Annotated in this window: 20 protein-coding genes; 9 read left to right on the plus strand and 11 right to left on the minus strand. The window is 57.3% G+C overall.

Going from position 1 to position 26919, the window contains the following annotated elements; translation table 11 throughout:
• Positions 1 to 380 precede the first annotated feature (380 nt).
• The 3 genes from HWX74_RS17580 to HWX74_RS17590 form a co-directional block, all read right to left on the minus strand.
• On the minus strand, positions 381 to 1877 hold the full coding sequence (locus tag HWX74_RS17580) for a helix-turn-helix transcriptional regulator (protein WP_176014879.1): 1497 nt from the start codon (positions 1875 to 1877) through the stop codon (positions 381 to 383).
• A 98-nt stretch (positions 1878 to 1975) separates the two neighbouring features.
• Positions 1976 to 2272 carry a helix-turn-helix domain-containing protein gene (locus HWX74_RS17585; RefSeq protein WP_176014880.1) on the minus strand — a complete coding sequence of 99 codons (297 nt, stop codon included), beginning with the start codon at positions 2270 to 2272 and terminating at the stop codon, positions 1976 to 1978.
• Positions 2273 to 2320: 48 nt separating this feature from the next.
• The gene (locus tag HWX74_RS17590) at positions 2321 to 3481 is read right to left on the minus strand and encodes an ATP-binding protein (RefSeq protein WP_176014881.1); all 1161 of its coding nucleotides are present in this window, start codon (positions 3479 to 3481) and stop codon (positions 2321 to 2323) included.
• Positions 3482 to 3674: 193 nt separating this feature from the next.
• Here HWX74_RS17590 and HWX74_RS17595 point away from each other — a divergent pair, with 193 nt between their 5' ends.
• Positions 3675 to 3917 (plus strand): hypothetical protein, encoded by a 243-nt coding sequence (locus tag HWX74_RS17595; protein WP_176014882.1) that lies wholly within the window; start codon positions 3675 to 3677, stop codon positions 3915 to 3917.
• A 65-nt stretch (positions 3918 to 3982) separates the two neighbouring features.
• Here the strand turns inward: HWX74_RS17595 and HWX74_RS17600 are convergent, their stop codons facing one another.
• Entirely contained in the window at positions 3983 to 5257 is a 1275-nt protein-coding gene (locus tag HWX74_RS17600; protein WP_176014883.1) for a glycoside hydrolase family 1 protein, read from the minus strand.
• Positions 5258 to 5788: 531 nt separating this feature from the next.
• On the opposite strand from HWX74_RS17600, the gene HWX74_RS17605 reads away from it, so the two are divergent.
• The 3 genes from HWX74_RS17605 to HWX74_RS17615 all read left to right on the plus strand — a co-directional run bounded on the left by HWX74_RS17605 (position 5789) and on the right by HWX74_RS17615 (position 14015).
• A complete protein-coding gene (locus tag HWX74_RS17605) occupies positions 5789 to 6601 on the plus strand; it encodes a carbohydrate kinase (RefSeq protein WP_176014884.1) in 813 nt (270 codons plus the stop codon).
• Between the two features lie 69 nt (positions 6602 to 6670).
• Positions 6671 to 8278, plus strand: a complete 1608-nt coding sequence (locus tag HWX74_RS17610) for a sugar porter family MFS transporter (protein ID WP_217705012.1) — start codon at positions 6671 to 6673, stop codon at positions 8276 to 8278.
• Between the two features lie 253 nt (positions 8279 to 8531).
• On the plus strand, positions 8532 to 14015 hold the full coding sequence (locus HWX74_RS17615; protein ID WP_176014885.1) for a PAS domain-containing protein: 5484 nt from the start codon (positions 8532 to 8534) through the stop codon (positions 14013 to 14015).
• Between the two features lie 25 nt (positions 14016 to 14040).
• Here HWX74_RS17615 and HWX74_RS17620 read toward each other — a convergent pair whose 3' ends face one another.
• The 4 genes from HWX74_RS17620 to miaA form a co-directional block, all read right to left on the minus strand.
• Positions 14041 to 14259: a hypothetical protein gene (locus HWX74_RS17620; protein WP_176014886.1), complete on the minus strand. Its 219-nt coding sequence runs from the start codon at positions 14257 to 14259 to the stop codon at positions 14041 to 14043.
• A 471-nt stretch (positions 14260 to 14730) separates the two neighbouring features.
• Positions 14731 to 16260, minus strand: coding sequence for an excinuclease ABC subunit UvrC (locus HWX74_RS17625; protein ID WP_176014887.1), 1530 nt, complete (start codon positions 16258 to 16260; stop codon positions 14731 to 14733).
• Between the two features lie 11 nt (positions 16261 to 16271).
• Positions 16272 to 16835, minus strand: a complete 564-nt coding sequence (locus HWX74_RS17630) for an isochorismatase family protein (protein ID WP_176014888.1) — start codon at positions 16833 to 16835, stop codon at positions 16272 to 16274.
• A 27-nt stretch (positions 16836 to 16862) separates the two neighbouring features.
• Entirely contained in the window at positions 16863 to 17846 is a 984-nt protein-coding gene (gene miaA / locus HWX74_RS17635) for a tRNA (adenosine(37)-N6)-dimethylallyltransferase MiaA (protein ID WP_217705013.1), read from the minus strand.
• A 103-nt stretch (positions 17847 to 17949) separates the two neighbouring features.
• Here miaA and lpxC point away from each other — a divergent pair, with 103 nt between their 5' ends.
• The 5 genes from lpxC (at position 17950) to HWX74_RS17660 (ending at position 23624) form a co-directional block, all read left to right on the plus strand.
• Positions 17950 to 18792 (plus strand): UDP-3-O-acyl-N-acetylglucosamine deacetylase, encoded by an 843-nt coding sequence (gene lpxC, locus HWX74_RS17640; RefSeq protein ID WP_176014890.1) that lies wholly within the window; start codon positions 17950 to 17952, stop codon positions 18790 to 18792.
• 44 nt (positions 18793 to 18836) lie between these two features.
• Positions 18837 to 19763: a 3-hydroxyacyl-ACP dehydratase FabZ gene (gene fabZ, locus HWX74_RS17645; protein WP_176014891.1), complete on the plus strand. Its 927-nt coding sequence runs from the start codon at positions 18837 to 18839 to the stop codon at positions 19761 to 19763.
• 37 nt (positions 19764 to 19800) lie between these two features.
• Entirely contained in the window at positions 19801 to 20292 is a 492-nt protein-coding gene (locus HWX74_RS17650; RefSeq protein ID WP_176014892.1) for a hypothetical protein, read from the plus strand.
• Between the two features lie 159 nt (positions 20293 to 20451).
• Entirely contained in the window at positions 20452 to 21582 is a 1131-nt protein-coding gene (locus tag HWX74_RS17655) for a hypothetical protein (protein ID WP_176014893.1), read from the plus strand.
• A gap of 38 nt (positions 21583 to 21620) precedes the next feature.
• Positions 21621 to 23624 carry a hypothetical protein gene (locus HWX74_RS17660; protein ID WP_176014894.1) on the plus strand — a complete coding sequence of 668 codons (2004 nt, stop codon included), beginning with the start codon at positions 21621 to 21623 and terminating at the stop codon, positions 23622 to 23624.
• Positions 23625 to 23636: 12 nt separating this feature from the next.
• On the opposite strand, the gene HWX74_RS17665 is transcribed toward HWX74_RS17660, so the two are convergent.
• The 3 genes from HWX74_RS17665 to HWX74_RS17675 are packed head-to-tail and all read right to left on the minus strand — an operon-like array spanning position 23637 to position 26915.
• Positions 23637 to 24626, minus strand: coding sequence for an SDR family oxidoreductase (locus tag HWX74_RS17665; protein ID WP_176014895.1), 990 nt, complete (start codon positions 24624 to 24626; stop codon positions 23637 to 23639).
• Between the two features lie 4 nt (positions 24627 to 24630).
• On the minus strand, positions 24631 to 25923 hold the full coding sequence (locus HWX74_RS17670) for a nucleotide sugar dehydrogenase (RefSeq protein WP_254872359.1): 1293 nt from the start codon (positions 25921 to 25923) through the stop codon (positions 24631 to 24633).
• The gene (locus HWX74_RS17675; RefSeq protein WP_176014896.1) at positions 25920 to 26915 is read right to left on the minus strand and encodes a GDP-L-fucose synthase; all 996 of its coding nucleotides are present in this window, start codon (positions 26913 to 26915) and stop codon (positions 25920 to 25922) included. The genes HWX74_RS17670 and HWX74_RS17675 overlap by 4 nt, the downstream gene beginning before the upstream one ends.
• Positions 26916 to 26919: the final 4 nt, after the last annotated feature.

Consider the following 26919-nt stretch of genomic DNA (forward strand, 5'->3'; position numbering starts at 1 on the left):
GAACAAAAAACCTTGCCGCGGCAGGAAAATGGCAATATGGGCAGATGTCTGAATTAGGGATCGATAAGTCAGAAAGCAGGCAAGCGTGTTCCTGCCCTCAAGAGGTCGGAATTATTATTTATTGTAACCGGCCATTCGATAGCTAAGACGAAAGGAAGCTATCAATGACCAATAATGAACTGTTCGAGCAATTTTGCAAGGAGTGGCCTCCTGTTTTCCCCGCCGTTCAGCTTGACCGGCTTACAGGAGGCGCACTGCGCTGGACTACGATTCAAAATCTCCGCTCCATTAAGGATAAGAATAAACTGAAGCGCAAAGATGGCAGCGAAAAATCTATCCCCCCGGAAGCTTGTTTTCGCCGGGATGGATGCCGAAAAATTCTAATCATACGGGACGAATTGCTGCGTTGGTGGCTCAGTACCCTGAGTTAACAATTTCTGTTTCGCGGCATCCTGTGCCATGAAACGTTTTCTGATATAGCTCGGGGACGTTTTCAGTCGCCGAGCGATTTCATTTACTGGCAGGGAGCCCCTCAACGCCGCAATTTTTTTATCCATTCCGGTACGCCGTTTCCGTTTCAGCGGCGCATTTACTCTGATACCCGCTCGCCGCTTGATCTGTCGTAACGTATAAATACTCAGATTCAATTGCCGGGCGATTTCTTTTTCTCCTTTCCCATGGGCAGATAATTCCTGGATTTCTCGTCCCAGTCCGGCATATTTACTGCCGAATATCTCATTTTTGGCATCTGCCGAGCAGCGGTATTGTTTAGGACGGCTATCGACTCCGATAGTTGTATGTTTGGTAATAAAAAGTTGCTGTCCGTTTCGACCGGATTTGCGGATGACTGAAATTTTCTCCTGCCACTTCATCTCTAAGTTGTCAATTTCACTATGCAAACACAGCCAGACATGGTATCCGGCATCTAATAGCTCTTGGAAAAACAAACCGAGAGGACTATCTGGGCGGGGAATCAATTCACTGTCCCAGATCAGAACTTGTGCCTTACGCGAGAAAAATTCATGACAAAGCTTCCCGGCCAAGACTTCAGTATCTTTTATTGCTGACTTGGCAAAGCTGATGACCGTATGGCTGGTATTGTGGTCCAGCCATTGAATATAACCATTTTCTATGATAATATTGGTTCCGTGATAGTGGCGTATCTGGGAAAGCAAGCAGTCACCGACATCGGAGATCATAAGAATTGGGGCGATTATGTCGAGAACAAACGGAAGGGTTTTATGCCGCAGTACCACTTGGATATATTGTGCAAGAACTTCGCGGTTATGCGGAGTGGTTTCAAAAACCAGCAGCTTTCCGGCCGGCTGGGATACTGGAGCCAGCTTAGGAAGGGAATGCTTTGTCAACTGCCGATAGTCCAAAGCCAAAAACAGCTTCTGCTGTTGCTCAAAAAGCTTCTGATGAGTAAAAACGGAAACAACCCACTTTAACTGTTCCTCTATACGGAATGCAACAATATATTGCAATCTCTGCAAATGATTAAATTTTTGGGCAATTTGACAGGCCCGTTTAAAACAATCGTAAATCGTTTCTGTGGCTTCCTGCACGATAAGAAAATAAGTTTTTATTTGTTGTGGGATTTTCGAGAATGCCTTTTCGATGTTGTTGAAATCTTGTTCAAAAACCGGTAATGGATATGGCAACATCGGCCCTCGAAAGAGAATGGGCGGAATATGGAATTCTAATTCCGGATCATTGAAGAAAATTATATTGGCCCAAGCCGGAAATTGCAGACGGTCCAAGTATTCCAAACAGCCAGAAAACTTCCAGGCACTTTCCTGCAGATAGAAGCTTCGGTTGACCCATTCGGTAGTGAACTCATCAATTTCCGAAGAAGTTATTTTGTTTGTCCACATAAATTTATTTCTTTCCACGATATTCAGCGTTGTTTACTAAACAACATACAAAACAACATATCACTTTCTGTGGTGTGGAGACGCAAAAAATAAGTCGATTATTTAGGAAAATGTTCAATTTCATGTTGGGATATTCGGACGGCGCGTTTCCCCGATTGTACCTTGTGCAAACGTCCTTCCCGGAAATAGCGGTAAATCGATTTCGGGTGGCAGCCAAGAAGCTCGGCGGCTTCTTTTACCGTGTATAATTTCTCTGGCGCTTTCGGTCGGCTTTCGCCGCCGGAAGCCGCCAGCTTCAGAAGTTCATTCAACCGCCTGCCGTCAAGCAGGCCGTTTTTCACGGCTGGGGCTAAAAAGTCTTTGACCACTTTGATCTCTTCCGGAGTCAGGATCATATTACCCTCCACTGCGGTTGACTTGACCGATGTTATCCGAAAATCGGCTCATTTTACCACTATGCCGGTATCTTTGAAATTGAGAAATCTGATGCCGTCGATTTCCGGCGTCAGATCGCCGGAATAGATGACGAAACCGGGCTGGAATTTCTCCGACAGTTTGCGGAACTTCAAGAGATTTTTGCAGAAATCCTTGTTCCAGGTCATGCCGCCTTTGATTTCCACCGGTATCAACGTTTGGTTGTTCTTGCGAAACAGGAGGTCGGCCTCCAGCCCCTGCGAATCCCGAATGAAGTACAGTTCCGCCGTTTCGCCCGCGTTGAAGCGTTGTTTCAGCGCCTCAATGACCACCATGTTTTCAAAAAGGCCGCCGAACAGCGGATCGCGGGCAACCTGTTCAGGAGAATTGATTCCCAATAGCCATGTCGCCAGACCGACTTCCGTAAAGTAGAGTTTCCTGCTCTTGATCAGGCGTTTGCCGAAATTCTCATAGTATCCCGGCAGTTGAAAGATGATGAAGCTGGCTTCCAGTACGGAAAGCCACTGGGCGAGCGTCTGTGACGATACGCCCACATCTCCCGCCAGTGAGGCCAGATTGACCAGTTGCCCCACACGGCCCGCCAGCAGCTTCACAAATGTTTCAAACTGACTGAGGTCCTTGATATTCAGCATCTGACGCACATCCTTCTCCACATAGGTCGAGAAGTAATCACGGTAGAGGTTCTTCGGATCAAGCGTCGTGTCGTAAAGGCGCGGCATAAAGCCGGAATAAAGGTATTGATCGCGCTCCAGCGTAATACCGGAGGCGGTCAGCTCGGAAATGGAGAGCGGCAGCAGTTGCAGAATGCCGGTACGCCCGGCCAGCGACTGTGAAACGCCGGCCCCCAAAGCCGGTTGATGGCTGCCGGTCAGGATATACTGTCCATAGGTTTTGTTTTCATCCACGGCAGTCTGAATGAAGCTCAACAGCTTCGGGACGCGCTGGATTTCATCGAAGATGACCGGCGGCGCGTAGCTCTTCAGAAATCCCCTGGGATCGGCTTCGGCCATCTGCCGGATATCGAAGTTTTCCAGATTGACATACTGGTGCTGCGGAAATGTCATCTTCGCCAGAGTGGTCTTGCCGGACTGTCGGGGGCCGGTAAGCGTGACCACCGGATACATGGAGGCTAACTTGAGCAGTTGTTGTTGTATTTCGCGCTGAATCATTCCATGCCTCCTTATGCAGAAAAAATCCTTATTTGTTTGACTGGGGCATCAATACAATAGCATTCACTATACGGATTTCAAGTTCAAGTTTGATAATGTTTAGGCAAAGCGATACAGCTTATGCAGCCCCCCGAAAGGTTGACAATACATCTTCCAGTAAGAATGCTTTCCCACAAAAAACAGGAGGTTGATCATGGATATCGATAATATCGTTGATGCGCTTGAGGAAAACAGTAAATTCAAATACTATAAATTTGTCACGGATAAGGGGCCAACTTCATGTGCCAGATACTTGGCGCATGAAGGAAAATACTATCGGAAAGATGAAGCGCCGGCTTTGCCGATTCATCCGAACTGCAAATGCAAATTAGAACTGATTGATTCCGATCATTGGCTCCAGTTTAAGTCATGGAAATCCAGCGGGTTGCGAAAATGAATTCCGCTGTTTTTTTTTATTTTCCGAAAATCGATGTTTTCAGATTGCTGAAATTCGGGATAGGGTCAGACGTACAGTTTCCAATCGCGGAATTCCGGCAGATATTGAAGCAGCAATTCGCGGTCGAAACCGCCGCGGGCGATAATATCCCGGTAGAAATAAGCGCTCGGCTTCGGTGTCCGGCGGAAGGTTTTGAAATCCACATCGACCAGGCCGAAACGCGGCACGAAACTGGACCACTCGTAATTGTCGAGGAACGACCAGTAGAGATAACCGTCGACCCGGGCGCCGCGCCGGATGGCTTCCGCCAGCGCCTGGAGGTGGCGGGCGATATAGAGGATGCGCAACCGGTCGTCGTCGCAGGAGAGGCCGTTTTCGGTGATGATGACCGGTTTGTCGCGCAGCCGGTCGATTTCAAGGATCAGGCCGTCCGGGTAGAATTCTTCGAGATAAAAGGGACGGTCGATCATCCGGATGTGATCGCAATCGTGCCGCGGCGCGTTTTCAAACGGTTTGCGGGCCGTCAGGTAATGGCGCGTATAATAATTGAGCGCCCAATAATCGCAGGAATCCTTAAGGCCCGGAATCTGTTCGGCTTCCCGGTACGGCAGCAGCAATTCGCCGGTCCGGATGGCGTGAAAGAAGAAACCGTTGGTTTCCCAGTCGATCAGCCTGGTTTGGGTGACGTCGAATTCATCGAATTCCTGTTCCGGCGCCCAGTGGACCAGCGCGTGGGCAGTGCCGATCGGCGCGCCGGAATATTGGCGGATGATCGCTGCGCAACGGGCATGGGCGTGGAGCAGATTGGCTTTGCGCTCGTTGGCGCCGGCGCCGCGCGGCAAATTGAATTCGTTGATGATATTCCAGTTGCTGACGAACGGCGCGACTTGCGGTACCAGAAATTCGACGTGCCGCTCGAAGTATTTGACATTTTCCCGCAGCCGGAATTCGCCGAGATCCTCAAACCAGGCCGGATGAGAGAAGTGGTGCAGGGTCAGGAATACTTTGATTTGGTGCGCTTGCAGGCATTCCAGCACTTTCAGGTAGCGCTGAAGTGCCTGGCGGTCGCGCCGGCCTTCTGCCGGCTCGATTCGGCTCCATTCGATCGACAGTCGGAAAGCCCGCTGGCCGAGTTCCGCGGCCAGCTCGATGTCCTGTTCGTATAACTCCCAGGAATTGCAGGCCGAGCCGGAGGGTTCGGCAAAATGGGCTTCCAGTTCGTGACGGTAATTCTGACTGTGAAGGTTATTTCCCTCAATCTGGTGACCGGCCGTGGCCGAGCCCCAGAGGAAATCCGCCGGAAATTCGACCGGACGGGGCAGTGAAAAAATCCCGAGCATAATCTTTCCTCCCGCATTGTTTGAATTGTCATGGTTGCATGAACTTGCTCCGGCCGGTTGCGAATTTTCATTCTCGACAGAACGGAAGAACACGCACGGGCCGGTGTGAGATTACAGGTAGCTGACCGGAATTGTTTTGTCAATGAGAAGCGGATGAAAATACCGGAAAAACGGAGGAAGTTTTCAGCATTCCCGAGGTTTCCCGGGAAAAATCGTCAAAAACCCTCCACGGGAGATTGACATTTGGGAAGAAAGGTGATATCCTTAGATTGTATAAGATAGTTATGAATGGTGATAAAGTCGTGCGGCTGCCGGGATGTTCCGGAAGGCGGGGCGAATGCCGACGGAAAAAATGGAACTGGGCGAGGGAGGGGGATTTTGGGGTACAGGTTGGTTTTTGATTTGAAATCCGTGTGAGGAAGTGATATGCTTTGGACGAGATTGGAAAACCTGGAATTCAGCGATTAAAAACGGGATGAGGAAATGAAGTTGTCGACTGGGAATGAAACTGGTGGTAGGAAAGAAAAAAATTTGCGTATTTTTTCCTTTGGAGAAATTCTGTTTGATGTTTTCGCCGACGGGGCGCACCTGGGCGGTGCGCCGTTGAATTTGGCGGTTCATCTGCACCGGCTGGGGGCCGAGGTCGGATTGATTTCGGCGGTGGGAGAGGATGAACTCGGGGAAACCGCCAGGCGGGAGGTGGCCAGGCAGGGGCTTTCGCTCGCTTATATCGCCCGGGTGCCGCAACCGACCGGAACGGTTACCGTAACGCTTGATGAAGCCAAAGTTCCCTCATACTTTTTTCAATTGGACTGCGCCTACGATCATATTCCGGTTCCGGAGTTGGCGGATCCGGCGATGGATCTGTTCTGTTTCGGCACGCTGGCGCAGCGGGGGGAGGTTTCCAGAGCTTCGCTGTGGAAATTGCTGGATCAAGTGGCGGCGCCGGTCTTTTGCGATGTCAATCTGCGGCAGAATTTCTATTCGAAAGCCGTTTTGGAGGCCTCGCTTCAAGTGGCGGATATCGTCAAATTGAACGACGAAGAACTGCCGCGAATCGCATCGATGTTCGGCATGGCGCCGGAGTGCGAGGCTCTGGCCGACCGTTTCCAATTGCAACTGATCGTCGAAACGCTCGGTCCGGACGGTTGCCGGATCTGGCAGGACGGCCGGACGGTGGATTCGCCGGCCTATCCGGCTGAAATTGTCAGCACGGTGGGAGCCGGCGATGCGTTCAGCGCCGCTTTCCTCTATCATTTTCTTTCCGGCTGCGGCATTGAAGCGGCGGCAGCGGCCGGCAACCGTCTGGCGGCGGAGGTGGCGGCCCGGCCGGGTGCCTTTTAGCGTTGTAAAAAAAACAGGCGGCGGTCGGCCGCCGGAACAAGTTTCAATTTTGGAATAGGAGAAAATGTCATGATGATCAAAGGGCGGCTCTGGTTGTGGGCGGTTACTTCGGCGTTGGCCGGCTTTCTGTTCGGTTTTGACACCGTGGTCATTTCCGGAGCGGAAAAGCAGATTCAGGATCTCTGGTCGCTGAGTGGAGCGATGCATGGTTGGGCGTTGAGTTCGGCATTGTGGGGTACGGTGCTGGGCGCGTTTTGCGGCGGTTTTCCGACGTCCCGCTGGGGGCGTCGGAAAACATTGATTCTCAACGGTATTCTCTATGTGGTATCGGCGATCGGGTCGGCGTTTGCCTGGGATGTGTCGTCGTTTATCGTCGCCAGATTCATCGGCGGCGTCGGGATCGGCATTTCGACGATTGCGGCGCCGCTTTTCATCGCCGAAATTTCACCGGCCGACGACCGCGGCAAACTGGCCGGGCTCTTTCAGTTCAACATTGTATTCGGTATCCTGATGGCTTATCTGTCCAATTTCATCATCGGCAATGTTTGCGAGGCGGAGGTTGCCTGGCGCTGGATGTTGGGAGTCGAGGCGTTGCCGGCGATCGTTTATATGTCGCTGTGTTTCCTGCTGCCGGAGAGTCCGCGTTGGCTGATTGTCAATGCGCAGCGGGAAGCGGAGGGGGCCGAAGTATTTCGCAAACTCAATCCGGCGATGAGCGAAGCGGACATTCGGACTTTGGTCGCCTCGGTGGCGGCCACCGGTACGGTGGTGACCGAAAAGAAGTCGAAATTCTGGTCGAAACGGCTGCGTTATCCGATTCTGTTCGCTTTTCTGATCGCTTTCTTTAATCAGCTGTCCGGCATCAACGTCATTTTGTATTTTGCGCCGCGCCTGCTGGGGCTGGCCGGGATGAGCAACGCGCTGGCGGCTTCGATCAGCCTGGGCATCACCAATTTGATTTTTACGTTTGTCGGCTTGTGGCTGATCGACAGGCTGGGGCGGCGGACCCTGCTGTACATCGGTTCGGTCGGTTATATTCTGAGCCTCGGCGTTTGTGCGGTCGCCTTTTTCTCCTTCGCCGAATTCAAAGTGGTTTCGGCGGCGATCGATACGGCCGGCGGCGCCGACCTGCAGATGCGTATCGAAACGGAGGAGGGCTATCTGACCGCTGCCGACCAGGAACGGGCTCTCCGGGAGTATCGGACGGCGCGGGAAGCGCTGATGAAGGCCACGGCGTCGGAGCGTTACGGCGGCGATGAGGTGGTGATTCCAGAACAGGCCACGCCGCAGGAGGTTAAAATGATCGCCGCGCATTCGCAGCAGGAGGCTTCGGCTTTGCTGGGCTCTTCCAGTTGGATTGTGTTGGTCTGCATGATTGTGTTCATTGCGGCGCATGCGATCGGTTCCGGGACGATCATCTGGGTGTTTATCGCCGAAATTTTCCCGAACGACCAACGGGCGTCCGGACAGGCGCTCGGCAGCTTCACCCACTGGATTTTCGCCGCGCTCCTGACGCTGGTGTTTCCGATTGCCATCAAGGCTTTCGATGCCGGTTACATGTTCGCCTTTTTCTGCGCGATGATGATCTTGCAGTTGATCTGGGCGAAGACGATGATGCCGGAAACCAAAGGCCGCTCGCTGGAAGATATCGAAAACGAGTTGAGTCCGGTGCGATAAGGTCCGCGTTGCCGTTTCAATTCCCGTCGGTGCCTGGCGCTGACGGGTTTTTTTTCTGTTCCGGAAGCACCGAACGACCAGGGCCGGTGTCAAATATACCAAATAAAATGCAAAAGCTGTTTGTGTTTTGCCGGAAATAATTTACATTAATGTCCGATTGCGAAGGAAAGTTCAATTGGAGTGGAGCAGAAAGACCTGTTGCGGCGGCGGCGGGCTTGGCTGACCTGGAAATCGGTCGTGAAGAGGAGAGGCAATGATAGGCTCGGGTGTGTTTCGGAAATGGTGTCTGTGGATCGCGTTATCGATCCTGACTGGTTTGGCGGCCGGCGGGAATCCGCCGGCGGATCATAAAAATCAAAGCGTGCTGTGCATCTCTTCCTACAGTGCCGATTCCCAGTGGATCAATGATATTTTATTCGGATTGCGCAGCTATTTACAGCAGGGCAATCAACCGGTCGCCTTTGAATTGTTCGAGCTGGATGTCAATTTGCAGCCGGCCGCCCGGCCGCGGCCGGAAGACGTGGCGAGGCTGCAGCAGCGGCTGGATTTGCATCCCTATCAGGCGTTGATCGTTCTGGGCGATCCGGCGTTGGAACTGGTGCGGCGGCGGGAGCTCCGGTTGCCGGAGCAGTTGCCGATGGTTTTCGGCGACTGCCGGCTGGCCGGCGCAGCGTTGTGCCGGTCGCTGCCGGCCAATATGACCGGTGTGGTGATGCCGCCCGGCAATCTGAACAACCTCCGACTGGGGGTGGAATTGTTTCCGGCGACCCGGGAAGTGGTCGTGTTGTCCAATGCGGCGGAAGACGGTTCGAAACTGCTGGAAGAATTGAGCGCACGGCAGGCTGAGCTGGGGTATGACGGAAAAATAACCGTATTGAGCGGGGCGGAATATGATTCGGCGGCACTGCTGGCCTATCTGGCCCATTTGCCGGCCGATTCGCTGGTCATCTACAACGACTGGTTTGCCGCCGGCGAAGAAAATCCGTTATCCCGCAATCGGTTGCAATATGAATTGCAGAAAGCGGCCGCCCATCTGCCGGTTTTTGCCGCCTGTGACGAAATTCCCGCTTCGCTGGAATGGGGAATCGGCGGCGTTATGGTATCCGGGCGGAAGATGGGAGGGCAGCTCGGCGAGCTGTTGCTTCAGATTTTAAACGGCAGGAATCCGGCCGAACTGCCGCCGGAGACGGCGGCGACGGAAGTTAATTTCGATTACCGGGAGCTCCAGCGGTTCGGCATTCCCCATGAAGTTTTGCCGCCGGGGGCCATTCTGCACCATGTGCCGCCTTCCTTCGCCGATGCCCATGCGAACTGGCTGTTGCTGTCAAGCATAATTCTGGGCTTGCTGGTGGCCCTCGGGGTGGTCGGCTGGCTGATTCGCCGCCGCTATGCCCGGCGCATGCGGGCAATTTTCGAGGCGCTGCCGGCGCGGATCGTCGTGGTGGACGACTCCGGCAGGCTCCGCTTTTCCTGTGCCGGGGCGCATGACTCCTACCGGGAGAAATTATTGGACTTGAAACGTTTTTCGCCGCTGGAATACGAAGGATTGTGGAGTTGCGCGCAACGGGTTTTTGCCGACGGCAAACCGCATGCCGTGGATTATGCCGACCAGGATGGCCGGCGGCGGAAAGCCGAAGTGCGGAAATTGCCGGCGGCGGCGTTCGGCCGCGACGCGGCAATCTGGGTGTCGCTGGATGTCGAAGAACTGCATCGGCTGCGGCTGGACCACCAGCAGATGGCCGAACAGTTGAGCTTAACGCTGGAAGCCATCGGTGACGGGGTCATTGTCACCGATCCCGAAGAGCGGGTGGTCCTGCTGAACAAGGTGGCCGGCGAGTTGACCGGTTATTCGGCGGCGGCAGGAATCGGCCGGCCGCTGGATGAAATTTTTCAGATCGTCAGTCATCCCGACCGGGCGCCGGCCCCGTCACCGCTGCGCCAGGCGCTGGAGCAGCGGCGGATCGTCATGCTGGCGGAGCATACCGATTTGATCGCCAGGGATGGAACGCGGCGGCATATTGCCGACAGCGCCGCGCCGATTATCAATGCCGAAGGTGTTTTGACCGGAGGCGTGCTGGTTTTCCGGGATGTCTCGGTGGAATACGAACGTCTGGCGCGGCTTCATATTCAGAACGCGGTGCTGGAAAAGGCCTTGGAAGCCGGCCGGATGACATTTTTCCGCTGTGACCAGCGGCAGCAGTTCATCCAGGCGCCGCCGGAACAGCTCTGGCCGTGCCGTGACGGTGTGCCGCTGCCGGTGTCGGAATGGATGCAGGAAGAGGATGCGGAAGGGTTCCGGCATCAGTGGGAAGCGCTGTTCCGCGGTTCGATCCGGGAATTTTACGGTTCGTACCGCGTGCAGCATGACGGACAGTGGCGCTACTATGAAATCCGGATGTTCGAGGAGATTTCCCCGGTCAGCGGCCGGAAGGAGTTTTTCGGCATCATTCAGGATATGACCAGTTTCCGGGAACGGGAGCTGAATTATCGGAATACTTCGGCGCTGCTGCATAACGTCATCGACAACATGCCCGGCTATGTCTGGGTCAAGGATGCCGAAAACGACAGGCGGCATCTGCTGGTGAGTCGCAATATTGGGGATTTGGTCGGCCGGGATGCGGAGAAGCTGGTCGGTTGCCTCGATACCGATTTTCTGGAGCCGGAGGCCGAAGCGGCGTTCCGCCAGGCGGATCTGGCGACGTTGCGGGACGGCCGCTGTGAAATGCGGGTCGCTTTGGCCGATACGGCCGGCTCCGTTCACGACCTGAAGGTCAGCCAGACGCTGCTGACCCGGCCGGCCGGCGGCCGGCTGCTGCTGGGGATCGGGGTGGACATCACCCGGGAATTGAAGATGGAGAGACAATTGCAGGAAAAGAACCGGCTGCTGGAAGACATCCTCGACAATTTGCCGATTCCGCTGTTCATCAAAGATTTTTACGATGAAGGCCGTTATCTGCTGGCCAGCCGCACCTTCATCTCGATGTTCGGGCTGGATGAAAAAATGTTGTTCGGCCATACCGATTTCGAGGTGATGCCGACGGAGGCTGCCCGGAAATTCGTCGAGGACGATACCGATACCATGTTCCGCGAAACACCGCAGGTCGTCTTTGAAGATGTCACGTTGCCCAATGGCCGGGTGGCCAAATTCCAGACCTGGAAAGTGAAGCTCCGGCGCAGTTCCGGCAATGATTTGTTGTTGGGAGTCGGAATCGATATCACCGAGCTGACCGAGAATCGCAACGAGTTGAAACAGTCCAACAATCTGCTGCGGGCGATCATGGACAATTTACCCTGTTCGCTGTTCGTCAAAGATGCCGACCACGACTTCCGCTATCTGATGTTCAACCGGGCGTTTGCCGAAGCGTTCAGCCTGGTCGGGCGTGAAGTGATTGGTCACTGCGATCCGGAGTTGCTGTTGCCGGAAAATGCCCGTTCCTGCGGCGAGAGTGACCGTGCTACTTTGACGATGGGGACGACCGATACCGAGGAAGAGGTGAAATTCGAGGACGGCTCTCGCCATATGTTGCGGAGCATCAAGAGCATCGTCACCCACGAGGACGGCCGGAAGCTGTTGCTGGGAATCTGTTTGGATGTTACGCCGGAACGGCAGTTGAGCCGGGAACGGCAGCGGCTGATCGAAGAACTGCAGGCTTACGGCGACCAGCAGCGCGCTTTGAACGATGCGCTGAAAGAATTATTGCTGTCCAATGATTTTGCGTCGGCGATCGACAAAGTTCTGCTGTTGATTGGCGAACAGGTGCAGGCCGACCGCTGCTATATTTTCTACCGGGATCAGGGCGAGAATTTCTATCGGAATATTTTCGAATGGACGGCGCCCGGCGTCGCGCCGGAAATCGATACGCTGCAGCACCTGCCGAGCGAGTTGATGCCGGCGTGGGTGAACGCGCTGGAAAATCATGAAATTATTTTTTCCGCCGATCTGGAGCGCGACGCTTATAATCCGGCGATTCTGGAAGGCCGGAAGGAATTGCGGCGCCAGAACGTCAAATCCATTCTGGCGACCGGTATCTGGTCGGATGACCGGCTGTGGGGCTTTCTCGGCTTCGACTATGTCAAAGAGCGGGTTGCTTTCCCGGAAATCACCCAGAAGATGCTGATTGCGGCGGCGCGGATCATCGAGATTGCGTTGCTGCGGCAATTGCGGCAGCAGGACCTGGAGCGCAGTGAATATGAGAAAAAATTGATCATGGATACGATCAAAACGCCGATCATTTTGTACGACAAGAATATGAAGCTGCTGCGAGCCAACCATGCCGCCGAACGGGTGTCGCTGCTGCCTTTCGACCAGGTGGCGCCGGATACGCCGTGTTACAAATTCTTCTGCGGCGAAGAGCATTGTCCGGAATATTGTCCGGTCCGGCAGACGCTGGACGATTGGGTCGAACATAGCTGTGAAATGCATATTCGGGACCGGGATTATTTGATTACCGCCAATCCGATCCTGCTCGACGGCCAATTGGATTACGTGCTCAAGACGATGCTGGACATCACCGACTTCAATTTGATCGAGCAGAAACTGAAACAGGCGGTGCTCGATGCGCAGAATGCCAGCAAGGCCAAGAGTTACTTTCTGGCGACGATGAGCCATGAATTGCGGACGCCGCTGAATGCGGTGATCGGATTCAGCGAACTGCTGCGCAACAATACGTTGCCGCTGCAGGAGCAGAATGAATATCTGCAATCGATCAATCTGGCCGGCAACGCGTTGTTGACGTTGATCAACGATATTCTCGATCTTTCCAAGCTGGAGGCCGGCCAGGCCCCCATCGTGCCGGAGAAGTGCGACTTCCTGGCATTGTGCCGGGAAATCCATGCTATTTTCAAATTGCAGGCGGCGGAGAAAAAGCTGGCGTTCAAACTGGAAGCTCCCGAAACATTGCCGGCGCTCTATCTCGACAGCCAGCGCTTGCGGCAGGTGCTGTTGAATTTGATCGGCAATGCGTTGAAATTCACCGAGCGGGGAACTGTCCGCCTCTGCATCAATTTCCTGCCGGAGGAGGGACGGCAGGGAACCTTGACGATCCGGGTGATCGATACCGGCATCGGCATTTCCGAAAAGGGGCAGCGGACCATTTTCGAGCCGTTTGTCCAGGACAGCGAAGTGCGGGGCAGCCACGCCTATCAGGGCACCGGGCTGGGGTTGACGATTTCCTCGCGGCTGATCGACCAGATGGGCGGCAAGATCACGCTGGAGAGCGAGGTCGGCAAAGGCAGTTGCTTCACGGTGACGTTGCGACGGGTTCGTTCTGAAGTCATGGCGTTGCCGGCGCCGCCGGAGACGGAAGCGCATGCGGCGGAGGTCCCGGCGGAAGTGGCCGGAACGGAACGGCCGCTGGCAATCCTGCTGGTCGATGATGTGCCGATGAATTTGAAGGTGCTGGAGGCGATGCTGAAGAAACTCGGCATTGTCACCTGTTGCGCGGCTTCCGGTGCGGAGGCGCTGCAATGTCTGGAGCATTTCGAGCCGGATCTGGTGATGACCGACATGTGGATGCCGGCGATGAATGGCGTGGAACTGGCGGAAAAGATCAGGAAAAACGCTCCGAAAGAGGAATTGATGATCGTGGCGGTGACCGCCGATACCGAATCGCGCGCCAATTTCGGCATGGATTTGTTCGACGCCGTGGTGTTGAAGCCGCTGACGCTGGAAAAATTGCAGAAATTGATCGCTTATTACCGGCAGGACTCGCGACCGCCCGGCGGCATCGAATTGTAAAATGCGGCAATTGGCGGTGCCGTCGTCAGAGCGGGTGATAATAGTTGAGGCTGTAATCGGTGTCGGTGACCGGCTCATAAAGATAATCGGAATAGTTTCCGGCATAATACATTTCCTGCGGTTGGCGGCCGGACAACTCTTGCGCACCGATGTTGAAAATGAATGAAACGGCTGAAAGGTTTCTGAGAACCGGGAAAAGGCTGGCAAACGTCGTGCTTAAAATCCGCCAGGGCAAGCGATGCATTGATATTTTGAAATTATAGCTGCCTATCGCCGGGACAATAAACGCCCAGAGCGGCAGACTGATTTTCCTGCCTTGTACCGGCAAAGTACGATTGTCCGGGCTGGAGACGGTACTGCCCGGTGTGAAAAAGCTGAATGCGGCAACTGCCAGTATGATCGCGAGGAACGCCGGCCGGGGGTAGATCGCCGGAAATTCCAGGAAGCGGGAAAGGCAGAGGAGAACCAGCAGTAGGACAAGATAACCGCTGCGGTGGCCTGCAAAATTGCCGGATATCTGGCAACCTCGAAATATGCCGGAGAGAAAATTTTCTGGTACTGGTCGAAGAAAAAGACCGGACGGACCCGAAAAATCTGGCATTTGTCCAGTCGCTGCTCGCCAATGGATATTCGGCGGAATGAATTGTCTTCGACATAGTGAAGAAGGCCGGTTTGTACGATGAATGGCCGATGCTAAAGATGGTGGGAGTAGACATTATTGGGATGGCGCCGCGGCCGGCGGCTCCGGTTTGGTTGCGGGGGGCTGGGTACGGGGCGGCGCTTTCCGGTTCAACTGGGCCAGTACTTTGGCGGCGAAGGTTTCGCCGATGCCGGGGACCTTCTGCACCACTTCGGCGACGCTGGCTTTGCGCAGCTCCCGGACGGAGCCGAACGTTTCGAGCAGTTGCTTTTTGCGCTGCGGTCCGATGCCTTCGATTTCATCGAGCAGCGACTGCTGCAGCCGCTTGTTGCGCAGTTCCCGGTGGTAGCCGATGGCGAAACGGTGCGCCTCGTCGCGCATCGCCTGCAGCATCCGCAGCGCCGGGTTGTGGCGGTCGAGTCGTACCGACTGGGGACGGCCCGGCCCGAAAAATTTTTCCTGCTGTTTGGCCAGCCCGATGACCGGGAAGGGCGGGCAGCCGCATTCGACCAATGCGGCGATCGCCGAGGATAATTGCCCCTTGCCGCCGTCGACGACCAGCAGGTCCGGCAACGGCCGGTTCTCCTCCAGGCAGCGTTTATAGCGCCGGGTGATCACTTCATGCATCATCGCGAAGTCGTCGCTCTGGTGGACCGTTTTGATCCGGAAGCGGCGGTATTGGTCGCGGGCCGGTTTGCCGTTTTCAAAGCAGACCATGCTGCCGACTGCCAGCGTGCCGAGGATATTGGAAATGTCGAAACACTCCATGTGGCGCGGCGGCTTCGGCAGCCGCAGCGCCTCCTGCAATGCCAGGACGGCCGCTTCGCCGCTCTCCACCGGCAGGAAAGCCCGGGAGAACGAACGGTTTTTTTCGCCGAAAACGGTTTCCAGGTTGGTCAGCACGTCGCGCCAGTGGGCGGCCTTTTCGAATCTCTGGGCGGCGGCCGCCTCCTTCATCCGCTGCTGCAGGATGGCGGAAAGCTCCTTGATGTTGCCGTTCAGCACCGACAGCATTTGATCGACCTTCTGCCGGTACTCTTCCGGCGTCACCTGGCCGGTACAGGGCGCGCAGCAGTCTTTGACGATGCGTTTCAGGCAGCGCTTGCGGGTTTCATCGTCCGGCTGGGCGGTACGGCAGGTGCGCAATCCGAAATGGGAAAGCAGGAATTCCAGCGTCGATTTCAACGCTCCGCCATTCGGAAACGGCCCGAAGTAACGGTAGCGGTCGTCCTTGCGCACCCGGGCCAGCGTCAGGGTCGGAAACGGTTCATTCAGATTGATTTTCAGCATCAGATAACGCTTGTCGTCGCGCATCAGGATGTTGTAATACGGCGCGTATTCCTTGATCAGCCGCGATTCGAGGATCAGCGCCTCGTTTTCGGTACGCACCGGATAGAAATCCCAGTTGGCGATCGTGTTGATCAGCGAACGCAGCTTGGCGTCGGCGTACCGGGTGCGGGACGGCTGAAAATACTGGCTGAGCCGCCGCCGCAAATTGACCGCTTTGCCGACATAGATCACCTTGGCGAAACGGTCGCGGAAGACATAGACGCCCGGTGTCTGCGGCACGTCGCCCGGATGGAATTCTTTCTGAAGCTCACTCATAAAGCGACGGATCAGCGGACCAGTTGGGAGATGGCCTTGAACTGCGGGTGCTCCGCGCCGCGCAGCAGCATGAACAGCAGCGCTTCGCTGGAGGTGATCACCGCGCCGGCCTGACGCATCAGTTCGAGCGCCAGCGCGACATCGCCGGGCTTGCGGCTGGCGACGGCGTCGGCGGCGACGAAAACTTCATAGCCGCTGGAGAAGCCGCTGTTCAGGGCGTCCAGCACTGTCTGCTGCACACAGACATGCGCTTCGATGCCGGCGACGATCAACGCGCGCGGCGAAACGAAGTCGACCGCATCGACGAACAACGGTTCCCCGAAACAGGAAAAAGCGGTTTTGGCCACCACCGGCGTTCCCGCCGGCAATGCAGCGGCGATTGCCGGGACGGTCGGCCCCAGGCCGCGCGGATATTGTTCGGTGACGATGACGCGCCACCCCAGCAGCCCGGCGCCCGCCAGCAGCATTTGCTGGCGGTTCAGGCAGGATTCGATATCGCTCATCGCCTTGACCAATCGTTCCTGCATGTCGATGAGCAGGAACACGCTCTCTTCGATAACCGGCAGATTCAACATAAAATCAATCACTCCTTCTTTCGGAAATTAAGAACTTTTCTTGCCGTAATGAATTTCTTTCAGTTGCAGCACCGGCGCCGGCAGCGGTTCGCCGGCCAGGAAGCGCCGAACCAATGCCGCCGGATCCGGTTCGCTGCCGCCGCGCAGCCAGTGGATGACGGCGCCTTCGCGTTCCATTTTCCGGAAAAAGATATCCTGCCGTTTGGCGAACTGCCGGATCTTGCTCAACAATTCGTCGCGCATCGTCTGAAAATCCAGTCGATTTTGCAGGTAACGGCCGACGTAACGGTATTCCAATCCGAAAAAATCCAGTTTTTCAAAAGAGACACCATAATGTTCGTTTAGTTCGCGCACCTCTTCGATCATCCCGGCGGCCAGCCGGGCGTCGAGCCGTTCGGCGATCCGCCGGTGGACGATATCGCGCGGATAGTAGACCCCGAGCAGCAGCGCCTGAAAATCCGCCGCCGGCATTTCCGCCGCCGGCGTTTGGCGATGCCGGGCGATCTCGATTGCCCGGCGCAGCCGGGTCTTGTTCGTGCGATCCAGAAAGGTCCGGTAAAATTCCGGCGCCAATCCGGCCAGTTCGGCGTTCAGAGCATCGAGCTCCATGGCGTCCAATGCGGCGCGTTCGGCCGGGTCGGGCGCGGTGCCGGGCAAAGCATAGCCGCGCAGCAGAGCGTCGATATAGAGCGCCGTGCCGCCGCAGATGACCGGCAGCCGGCCGCGGCCGGCAATCGCCGCGATGCATTGGCGGGCATCACGGCAGAATGCGTGGAGGTTGTACGTTGCATCCGGCGGCACGCAATCGATCAGATGAAACGGCACCGGCGTTCCGCCGGCACTGTATTCGGCCAGGTCTTTGCCGGTGCCGATGTCCATGTGCCGGTAGACCTGCCGGGAGTCGGCGCTGACGATTTCGCCGTCGAATTGGCGGGCCAGCCGGACGGCCAGCGCGGTTTTTCCGGTGGCCGTCGGACCGGTAATGACGATAATTTTGGGCGATTCGGCCATAAATTTCATTCGGTTGCAGCGAAATAAGTTTAAATTTCAAAATATGCGTACTATATTATGACGTTTCAATCGACAAATACAAATTTTGAATGAGAAAATATTCATGATGGAAAAACAGCATACCATTGAGCGGCCGGCTTCGGTCTCCGGCATCGCCTTGCATACCGGCGCGCGCGCCACGTTGCGGATTTTGCCGGCGGAGACCGACCGCGGCATCATCTTCCGGCGGGTGGACCTGCCGGGCACTCCGGAGGTGCGGGCGCTGGCCACCAACGTCGTCGACGCCCGCCGCGGGACGACGATTGCCTGCGGCAACGCGGTCGTCTATACCGTCGAACACATCATGTCGGCGCTGCATGTGGCCGGCATCGACAATGCCGTCGTCGAAATGGACGGCCTGGAGCCGCCGATCGCCGACGGCAGCGCCATGCCGTACTGGGAGATGGTCAAGGCGGCCGGCCGGGTCGAACAGGCGGCGCCGGCGGAATTCTTTCATTGCCGGGAGATTCTGCACCTCAAGCACGGCGACACCCAGATGGTGATGACGCCGGCCGAGCAGTTGGAAATCAGTTGTCTGGCTTCGTTTCGCGGCTGTCCGTTCGATCCGCAGTACCAGTCGTTCGTCATCTCGCCGGAAACTTATGAAAAGGAGATCGCCGGAGCGCGGACTTTCGTCGAATACAAGGACCTCGAACAGCTGTTGGCAATGGGCCTGGTCAAGGGCGGCAGCCTGGACGCGGCGGCGATCATTCACAACGGCGCGATCATCTGCAAGGAGCGGCTGCTCTTTCAGGATGAAATCGTCCGGCATAAAATTCTTGACGTCATCGGCGACATGTATCTGTGCGGCCGCCGGGTCAAGGCCAATATCATTGCCATCAAGCCCGGTCATTCGAAAAATGTCGAGTTGGCCGGCATGATGATCAGGCAGATGTCGGCGCAGTAATTTATTTTATCGATAAGAGAAAGAAAACACAGGAGAAGAATACAATGATCGAGCCGGGCAAAGTAATGGGGCCGAAAGAGATCACTGCCGTTTTGAAACAGCGTTATCCGATGTTGATGCTGGACCGCGCCATGCTGGAAAGTGAAAATCGGATTGTCGGCGTCAAAAATCTCTGCATCAACGAGTTGTTTTTTCAGGGACATTTCCCGAACCATCCGATCATGCCGGGGGTACTGCAACTGGAAGCGATGCGGCAGCTGGGGGAACTGGCGGTGCATGACCGTTTGAAGCCGGACGATTCCCGGCAGGTCTATATGCGGGTTATCGAAAAAGTCAAATTCCGCAAGCCGATCCTGCCGGGCGACCGGATGAAGATCGAAGCGGAAGTGCTGGAATGTGCCGACGGCGAAGCGGTCATCCAGGCGAGGACCGGCAACAGCGGCGGGCTGACTTGCGAAGCGAAAATCACGCTGGCGATGCGGGAGAAGAGTTCGCCGGCGGCGATGCCGGAGTTGTACAATGAGTTCGACCTCAGCGAACATACGGCGATGGATGTGACGAAAATCATGGCGATGGTGCCGCACCGTTATCCGTTCCTGCTGATCGACAGCGTTGCCCGGATCGAAGGAGACCGGATCATCGCGATCAAGAACGTGTCGTTGAACGAAGAGATGTTTGCGGCGACGGCGACGGATTTTGCGGTGCTGCCGGAGGCTCTGCAGTGTGAAATCATCGCCCAATCCGGCTGCGCCTGCGTATTGTCCCGGCCGGAAAATCAGGGCAAACTGGGATATTTCATGTCGATCGACCGCGCGGAATCGTTCGGGCCGATTTATCCGGGCGACCAGTTGATCTGTGAAATCGTCCTGCCGCCGAGCAAGTCGCGCTTCGGCAAGGGAACCGGCACGATCCGGGTCGGCGAGCGGGAAGTGTTCCGCATTACGCTGATGTTCGCGATCGTCGATGCCTGACAAAAATTGACAACCAATGGGGAGCGAGGAAATGGCGATGGTACGGAAAATTTGGAGGATGCCGCTGCCGGCATTGTTGTTGACGCTGCTGGTGGGCTGCGTTAATTTCAGCTATCAGGGCGAGGAGTTTGCGCCGACCGAGAATGTCTCGGTGTTTTACAGCGCTTCCGAGGTGCCGGCCGATTTTGCCGTCATCGGCAAAGCCAGGGCGTCCGGCAATTACAGCGAAGTGACCAATGACCAATTGGTCGACAAGTTGATTGAGGAGGCTAAGTCCAAAGGGGCCGACGGGGTGCTGATCACGCAGACGCAGGTCAAGCCGGAGGAGGAAGACAGTGCGCTGACCCAGGAGGACGCGCGCGAGGTTTTTCCGAACAACAGTGCGGAAAATACCGGTTGGAATACCCTGCTAGCCGATTTCGGCGGCGGTTACGGCAGCGTCAATGATTCGGATTCCGGTTGGTCGAAAACGTATATCCGGATCATCCGGGCCGATTTCCTCCGCAAACAGCCGGCGGCGAAACCGTGACGGATTTTTTATTTGCCTGGCCCGTTTGAAATATCGGGAGGATGGGAGCCGGCAAGTCTCCGAAGTGAGTGGGCCGCCAGACTCCTTCCGGCCCCGGGGAACCGACCGGAGCCGGGGTGCGCGAGAAGGCCATGACGCAGTTTGAGGAGACTGGAAGGAATGACCATGCGAATCGGCTATTTGATTTTGGGGCTGACCGCCCTGGCGGTGCCGCTTTTCCGGGTTGCCGCGGCCGACCTCGAGACGCTGGACGGCAAGGTCTACCGGAATTACGAAATACGCAAAGTCCGGGAAGATTCGCTTTCGATCATCCATGACGGCGGTTTTTCCACTGTTCGTTTTGAAGTATTGCCGGAAGCGTTGCGGCAGGAGTACATCGGTTCGGTGGAGGACTTGATCGATCGGCTGCTGGCGAATGACTGGGACGTGCGCTGCGGGGAAAAAATTCCGGCGGCTCTGTTTCAGGGGAATGCCGGCAGTTCCCCCGGCGAAACGGATTCGGCCGCCTGGCTGATCCGGCCCCTGAAGCGCAATGTTTATTTCGACCGTTTTCTGGCGGTGACTTCGGCGGTCGCGCCGGAAGTGTACGGCATCGCCGCTTTCAGCTTGCTGCCGGGACGGACCGAAGCCAATGCGACGGCCGATTTGAATTACATCCGCGATTATCTGCAGAAAGCCCACGGCATCGCGTTGCAGCCGGCGGCGGAATGGGTTTACCGGGCAGAACTCGGCGACCGGCGGGAATTGGTCGTCCGGGCGGACCGGCAGCCGCCGAACGGCATCCGGGTCAGCCTGTTTTTCTGGGACCGGCGTTACTATGTCGAAGCGCCGGACAGCCGGGCGTTCGGCATTCGTTTCGGCGAGGCGTTGCCACCGGAAACGGTGGTGCGGATGGAGGAGCCCAACTGTTATGTCATCGATCCACCGGAAAAATTGCCCGATTTCCAGATTTACCAGGCCAGGCGGACGCCGGTTTCGCAAGTGGTTTTTCAGGTGACCGGCCAGGCCGATTTTGCCGGCCGGGAAGCGTTTGAGCGGCTGGAAGCGCTGAAAGCGCAGTTGGAAACGAAATACGCGGCGGCGCCGACGGCCTTCAAAAAGAAGGCGAAAGGCAGCGGTTACCGTTTCGATTTGCCGCACACCGAAATTCTGCTGGTGGCGCTGGAGCGGCCGCCGGAACGTTCTTGCCTGGTGATCATCTGTACCGATCGCCGGTTGGAGGCGTGCAACAATCGGGAGGTTGCTGACCTTGACCGGCGGTTGCGGCTGGTTTCGCCGCCTGGTTCGTGATTGATCGACGGAAAAACTTCATACATGGGGAAAGAGTCATGAAAAAAATGGCAGTTTGGTTGTCGCCGGTGCTGGCCGGCGTGCTGGCCGGTAGCGGTATGGGCGTCGAGCCGGGAGAGGAGGCGACGGCTTCCGGCTGGCAGATGGCCGATGGCGGAATTTACCGGCGGAATCCGGTGGGGTGCCGGGATCATTTGGCGATGGCCGGCCGGGCGATGGATGTCATTCTGGAGTGGCAGGTGGATGAGGACGGACGATTTTCGGCGGTTCGGGCAGCCCGTTTTCCGATGCTCCGGACGCTGCCGGACAATACTCATGCGGCGCTGTCCGTCGCCTTCGACGATGCGGCGTTGCCGCCGGTGGAATGCGACCGGCAGCCGTTGAAGCCGGGCCGGGTCGGCGAAATTCGGATTCGCGGCCGTTTCGAGGTGGTCAGCCGCCACGGAGACGACGTGACCTCCCGCCGCGTGATCTTTCCGGCTTTGAATGCGCCGGCCCTGCTGGAGCTGGTTACTTTGGAAAATAGCGCCGGCCGGCCGTTGGAAATCACCGTCCCGGCTTATGATTCGGCGACCGATACCGCGCCGGGGGTGTTCGGCGTTTATACGGTCCGGACCAACATCGTCGGTGACGGGACGTATCGCCTGGCTCCCGGCGCGGCGCTGTCCTATTGGGTGGTGCGGTCGGCGAGGTTGGCGGAGGAGCCGCCCTATTTTGCCGATGCGCTGCCGGAATTGGCGGCCCGGGAGGCTTTGACGGCGGCTACGTTCCGGGAATTGCGTCTTGAGACGCCGGACGAGGCATTGAATCTGATGTTCGATTTTGCCAAATTCCACGCGGTGGAAAGCATCTTCGCGACCCGGGGCGGACTGCTGCACGGCCCCGGCGGTTACAACCGCTATCTGGCGGCGATCTGGGCCAATGACGAAGCGGAGTATGCCAATCCGTTCTTTCCATTCCTGGGCGATGCCGCCGGCAATCAGTCGGCGTTGAATGCTTTCCGGCATTTCGCCGGTTATATGAATGAGGAATACCGGCCGATTCCCAGTTCGATCGTCGCCGAGGGGCGGGGAAATTGGCACGGCGCCGGGGATCGCGGCGACATGGCGATGATCGCGCACGGGGCGGCCCGCTTTGCCCTGGCTTCCGGCAATCCGGCCTGGGGACGCGAGCTGTTGCCGCTGATCACCTGGTCGCTGGAATATTGCCGCCGGCAATTGACGCCGGAAGGGGTGGTGGCTTCCGACAGCGACGAACTGGAAGGGCGTTTTCCGGCCGGGAAAGCGAATTTATGTACCGCGATGCTCTACTTCGACGGGCTGGAACGCGCTGCCGATCTGTTGGAGGCGTTGCAGGAGCAGCCGGAAAAAGCCGGCGAATACCGCCGGCAGGCGGCGGCGTTGAAGCGGGCGGTCGAGTCGTTCTTTGCCGCTGAAGTGGAAGGATTCGAGACCTATTGCTATTACGAAGGCAATACGACGTTGCGCAGCTGGATCTGCATGCCGCTGGTGTTCGGTTTCGAGGATCGGGCGCCGGAAACGGTGGCGGCGCTCTTTTCCGACCGGCTGTGGCTGGGCGACGGCCTGCTGACTGCCAGCGGCACCGAAACGTATTGGGACCGTTCGGCGCTTTACGCCTTTCGCGGCATTCTGTTCTGCGGGTTTCTCGAGGAAGCTCTGCCGCGCCTGATTGCTTATACGCGTTCCCGGCTGCTGGGAAAACATGTCTCGTATCCGGTCGAAGCGTATCCGGAAGGCAACCAGAGCCAGCTTTCCGCCGAAAGTGCGCTTTATTGCCGGATTTTCACCGAAGGACTGTTCGGCATCGTGCCGACCGGTTTCCGGCAGTTCTCTCTGAAAGCGCAATTGCCGGCCGCCTGGGATCGGGCCGCGTTGCGCCGGATTCATGCCTTTGGTACGGTTTTCGATCTGCAGTTGCGGCGGGTGGAGGCCGGAATCGAGGTCATCATCACCGACGAGAGCGGAGCGGTTCCGTTCCGCGAGACCGTCCGGGAAGGGACGGCGCTGGAAGTGAAGCTGTAACTCGGCCCGCCGTCATTCGGCCAGATGACGGTAATACCATTCGGCCGCCTGCCGGAGGCCGGTCTGAACATCGAATTGCGGCCGGTATCCGAGCAGCGTCCGGGCCTTGCCGATGTCCGCCAGCGAATGCGGAATGTCGCCGGGCCGCGGCGGGCCGTACTGCGGTTCGATGGCGACGACGGCCGGATCGAACCGGCCGAGCGAGTCGCGCAGAGCCTGGAAAAGCTGCAGCAGAGTGGTTCGTTCTCCGCCGGCGATGTTGTAGACGGTGTTGAGCGCTTCCGGGCATTCTGCCAGCAAAGCCAGTTCGTTGGCCTGCAGTACATTGTCGATGTAGGTGAAATCCCGGGAGTAACTGCCGTCGCCGTTGATGACCGGCGGCCGGTGTTGCAGCAGTGCGGCGGCGAATTTCGGTACCACCGCCGCATAGGCGCCTTGCGGGTCCTGCCGCCGGCCGAAGACGTTGAAGTAGCGCAGGCCGATCGTTTCGATGCCGTAGAGTTCGGTGAAATTGGCGGCGAAAAGTTCGTCGACGTATTTGGTGATCGCGTACGGGCTCAACGGCTTGCCGATGGTCTCCTCGCGTTTCGGCAGCGCCGGACTGTTGCCGTAGGTCGACGAGCTGGCGGCATATACGAACCGCTTGACCCCGGCGGCCTGGGCGGCGAAAAGCAAATTGACGAAACCGGAAACATTCACTTCCGTCGTGGTGACCGGATCCCGGAGCGAACGCGGCACCGAACCGAGCGCCGCTTCGTGCAGGATGTAATCGATGCCGTCGACCGCCCGGCGGCAAAGCTGCCGGTCGCGGATATCGCCTTCGAGCAGCCGGAACGCCGGGTGGGCGGCATACCCGGCCAGGTTGTCCCGCCGGCCGGTCATGAAGTTGTCGAGCGCGACGACTTCATTGTCCCGAGCCAGAAAATATTCGACCAGATTGGAACCGATGAAACCGGCACCGCCGGTGATCAGGATTCGGGCATGGCGCAGGGAGTGTTCCATCGCTTTACAGCCTTCCGTCGGTCCACTCTTTGGGCAGAACCCCTTTGATATCGTAGATGACCGTCTGCGGATTGCCGAATTGCCGGACGTCCAGAGCGGTGAATTCGCGGTGCGCCACCGCCAGTACGATGGCGTCGTAGCCGGCAACGGCCAACTCTTCCGGACATTGGGTCGAATGCAGCCGATATTCGCGTTCCACCTCTGCCGGCGCCGCCCACGGGTCGTAAACCGTCACCCGGCAGCCGAATTCCTCCAGTCCCCGGGCGACGTCGACCGCATGTGAATTGCGGATGTCCGGACAGTTCTCCTTGAAGGTGATTCCCAGCAGCAGCACTTTGGCGCCGGAGATCCGCTGTTCCTTGCGGATCATCAGCTTGACGATCTCCACGGCGATATATTTGCCCATGCCGTCGTTGATGTGCCGGCCGGCCAGGATGACTTCCGGCAGATAGCCGAGCGCCTGGGCTTTGTGAGTCAGATAATACGGATCGACGCCGATGCAGTGACCGCCGACCAGCCCCGGCTTGAAATTCAGAAAATTCCACTTGGTGCCGGCTGCTTCGAGCACTTCGTTGGTGTCGATGCCGATCAGATGGAAGATTTTGGCCAGTTCGTTGACAAAGGCGATGTTCAAATCGCGCTGCGAGTTCTCGATGACTTTGGCCGCTTCCGCCACCTTCAGACTGCTTACCCGGTAGGTCCCGGCGGTCAGAATGCGGTTGTACAAGGCATCGACGGCGTCGGCGGCTTCCGGCGTCGAGCCGGAGGTGATTTTCAGGATTTTCGTCAGCGTGTGTTCCTTGTCGCCGGGGTTGATGCGTTCCGGGCTGTAACCGCAGAAGAAATCCCGGTTGAATTTCAAGTTGCTGTATTTTTCCAGCACCGGTACGCACTCCTCTTCGGTACAGCCCGGATAGACGGTGCTTTCGTAAACGACGACGGCGCCGGGTTTCAGGGCCTTGCCGACCGTTTCGCTGGCCCGGAGCAGCGGCGTCAGGTTGGGACGGTTGTAGCGGTCGACCGGAGTCGGCACCGTGACGATGAAAATATCGCGGTCCCGCAGGCTGGCGGGGTCGTCTGAATAACGCAGCAGGCGGGCTGCCGCCAGGTCTTCCGCGGCGGTCTCCAGCGTCAGGTCGACGCCGTCGCGCAGCATTGCCAGGCGTTCCGGCTTGACATCGAACCCGACGGTATCGAATTGCCTGCCGAACTCCACCGCCAGCGGCAAGCCGACGTAGCCGAGGCCGATCACGCCGATTTTGATTTCGCCGGCATTGATTTTTCGTAACGTGTTCACTTCTCCAGCTCCGTTTCTCGATGGTGATTTTTGCTTGCTGAAACATTGTTTCCGGTTCCGGCCAGGCCGCGGTATTCGGCAATGGTCCGGCGGATGCCTTCCGCCAGCGAAACCGCCGGCCGCCAGCCCAGCGCCCCGGCTTTGGAACTGTCCAGCAATTTGCGCGGCATGCCGTCCGGTTTGGCCGGGTCCCAATTGATGGTGCCGCGGAAGCCGGCGGCGGCGGCGATCAATCCAGCCAGTTTCCGGATGCTCAACTCCTCGCCGGAACCAATGTTGACGAACTCCGGATCGTCATGATGCTGCAGGAAAAAGTAGACCGCTTCGGCCAGGTCGTCGACGTGCAGGAATTCCCGCAGCGGAGCGCCGCTGCCCCACAGCGTCACCGCCGGCACTCCCCGGTCGGCCGCTTCGACGAACCGGCGGACCAGCGCCGGAAAGACGTGCGAAGCGACCGGATCGTAATTGTCGTTGGTACCGTAGAGATTGCAGGGCATCAGGCTGATGGTGTTGAATCCGTACTGCCGGGTCAGATAACGGCACAATTTGTAACCGGCGATTTTGGCCAGGGCGTAGCCCTCATTGGTCGGTTCCAGCGGGCCGCCGAGCAGATACTCCTCTTTGATCGGCTGCGGGCAGGCGCGCGGATAGATGCAACTGCTGCCGAGGAAACAGAGTTTTTTGACTCCGTGCCGGAAAGCGGCCATGATGACGTTATTCTGAATTTCCAGGTTGTCGAGCAGGAATTCGGCCGGCTGGGTCAGGTTGGCCTGGATGCCGCCGACCCTGGCCGCCGCCAGGACGACATAATCGATCGGGTTGGCGGCGAAAAACGCTTCGACGGCCTGCCGGTCGCGCAAATCCAACTCCCGGCGGGTTCTGGTCAGCAGCTTCTGGTAACCGCCCCGGCGGAAACGGCGCTCGACGGCGCTGCCGACCATGCCGCGGTGACCGGCGATATAGATGGCGGCGTGACGGGGAATCGTTTCCATAGAA

This window comes from Victivallis sp. Marseille-Q1083 (assembly GCF_903645315.1).
GTDB lineage: Bacteria > Verrucomicrobiota > Lentisphaeria > Victivallales > Victivallaceae > UMGS1518.

What these genes read in the sequence shown, in the direction of transcription:
- HWX74_RS17595 (WP_176014882.1), top strand. Translation starts at nt 3,675, where the DNA reads ATGGATATCGATAATATCGTTGATGCGCTTGAGGAAAACAGTAAATTC.
- HWX74_RS17610 (WP_217705012.1), top strand. Translation starts at nt 6,671, where the DNA reads ATGATGATCAAAGGGCGGCTCTGGTTGTGGGCGGTTACTTCGGCGTTG.
- fabZ (WP_176014891.1), top strand. Translation starts at nt 18,837, where the DNA reads ATGATCGAGCCGGGCAAAGTAATGGGGCCGAAAGAGATCACTGCCGTT.
- HWX74_RS17585 (WP_176014880.1), bottom strand. Translation starts at nt 2,272, where the DNA reads ATGATCCTGACTCCGGAAGAGATCAAAGTGGTCAAAGACTTTTTAGCC.
- HWX74_RS17660 (WP_176014894.1), top strand. Translation starts at nt 21,621, where the DNA reads ATGAAAAAAATGGCAGTTTGGTTGTCGCCGGTGCTGGCCGGCGTGCTG.
- HWX74_RS17625 (WP_176014887.1), bottom strand. Translation starts at nt 16,260, where the DNA reads ATGAGTGAGCTTCAGAAAGAATTCCATCCGGGCGACGTGCCGCAGACA.
- HWX74_RS17590 (WP_176014881.1), bottom strand. Translation starts at nt 3,481, where the DNA reads ATGATTCAGCGCGAAATACAACAACAACTGCTCAAGTTAGCCTCCATG.
- HWX74_RS17600 (WP_176014883.1), bottom strand. Translation starts at nt 5,257, where the DNA reads ATGCTCGGGATTTTTTCACTGCCCCGTCCGGTCGAATTTCCGGCGGAT.
- HWX74_RS17655 (WP_176014893.1), top strand. Translation starts at nt 20,452, where the DNA reads ATGACCATGCGAATCGGCTATTTGATTTTGGGGCTGACCGCCCTGGCG.
- miaA (WP_217705013.1), bottom strand. Translation starts at nt 17,846, where the DNA reads ATGGCCGAATCGCCCAAAATTATCGTCATTACCGGTCCGACGGCCACC.
- HWX74_RS17580 (WP_176014879.1), bottom strand. Translation starts at nt 1,877, where the DNA reads ATGTGGACAAACAAAATAACTTCTTCGGAAATTGATGAGTTCACTACC.
- HWX74_RS17620 (WP_176014886.1), bottom strand. Translation starts at nt 14,259, where the DNA reads ATGCATCGCTTGCCCTGGCGGATTTTAAGCACGACGTTTGCCAGCCTT.
- lpxC (WP_176014890.1), top strand. Translation starts at nt 17,950, where the DNA reads ATGATGGAAAAACAGCATACCATTGAGCGGCCGGCTTCGGTCTCCGGC.
- HWX74_RS17650 (WP_176014892.1), top strand. Translation starts at nt 19,801, where the DNA reads ATGGTACGGAAAATTTGGAGGATGCCGCTGCCGGCATTGTTGTTGACG.
- HWX74_RS17630 (WP_176014888.1), bottom strand. Translation starts at nt 16,835, where the DNA reads ATGTTGAATCTGCCGGTTATCGAAGAGAGCGTGTTCCTGCTCATCGAC.
- HWX74_RS17665 (WP_176014895.1), bottom strand. Translation starts at nt 24,626, where the DNA reads ATGGAACACTCCCTGCGCCATGCCCGAATCCTGATCACCGGCGGTGCC.
- HWX74_RS17675 (WP_176014896.1), bottom strand. Translation starts at nt 26,915, where the DNA reads ATGGAAACGATTCCCCGTCACGCCGCCATCTATATCGCCGGTCACCGC.
- HWX74_RS17615 (WP_176014885.1), top strand. Translation starts at nt 8,532, where the DNA reads ATGATAGGCTCGGGTGTGTTTCGGAAATGGTGTCTGTGGATCGCGTTA.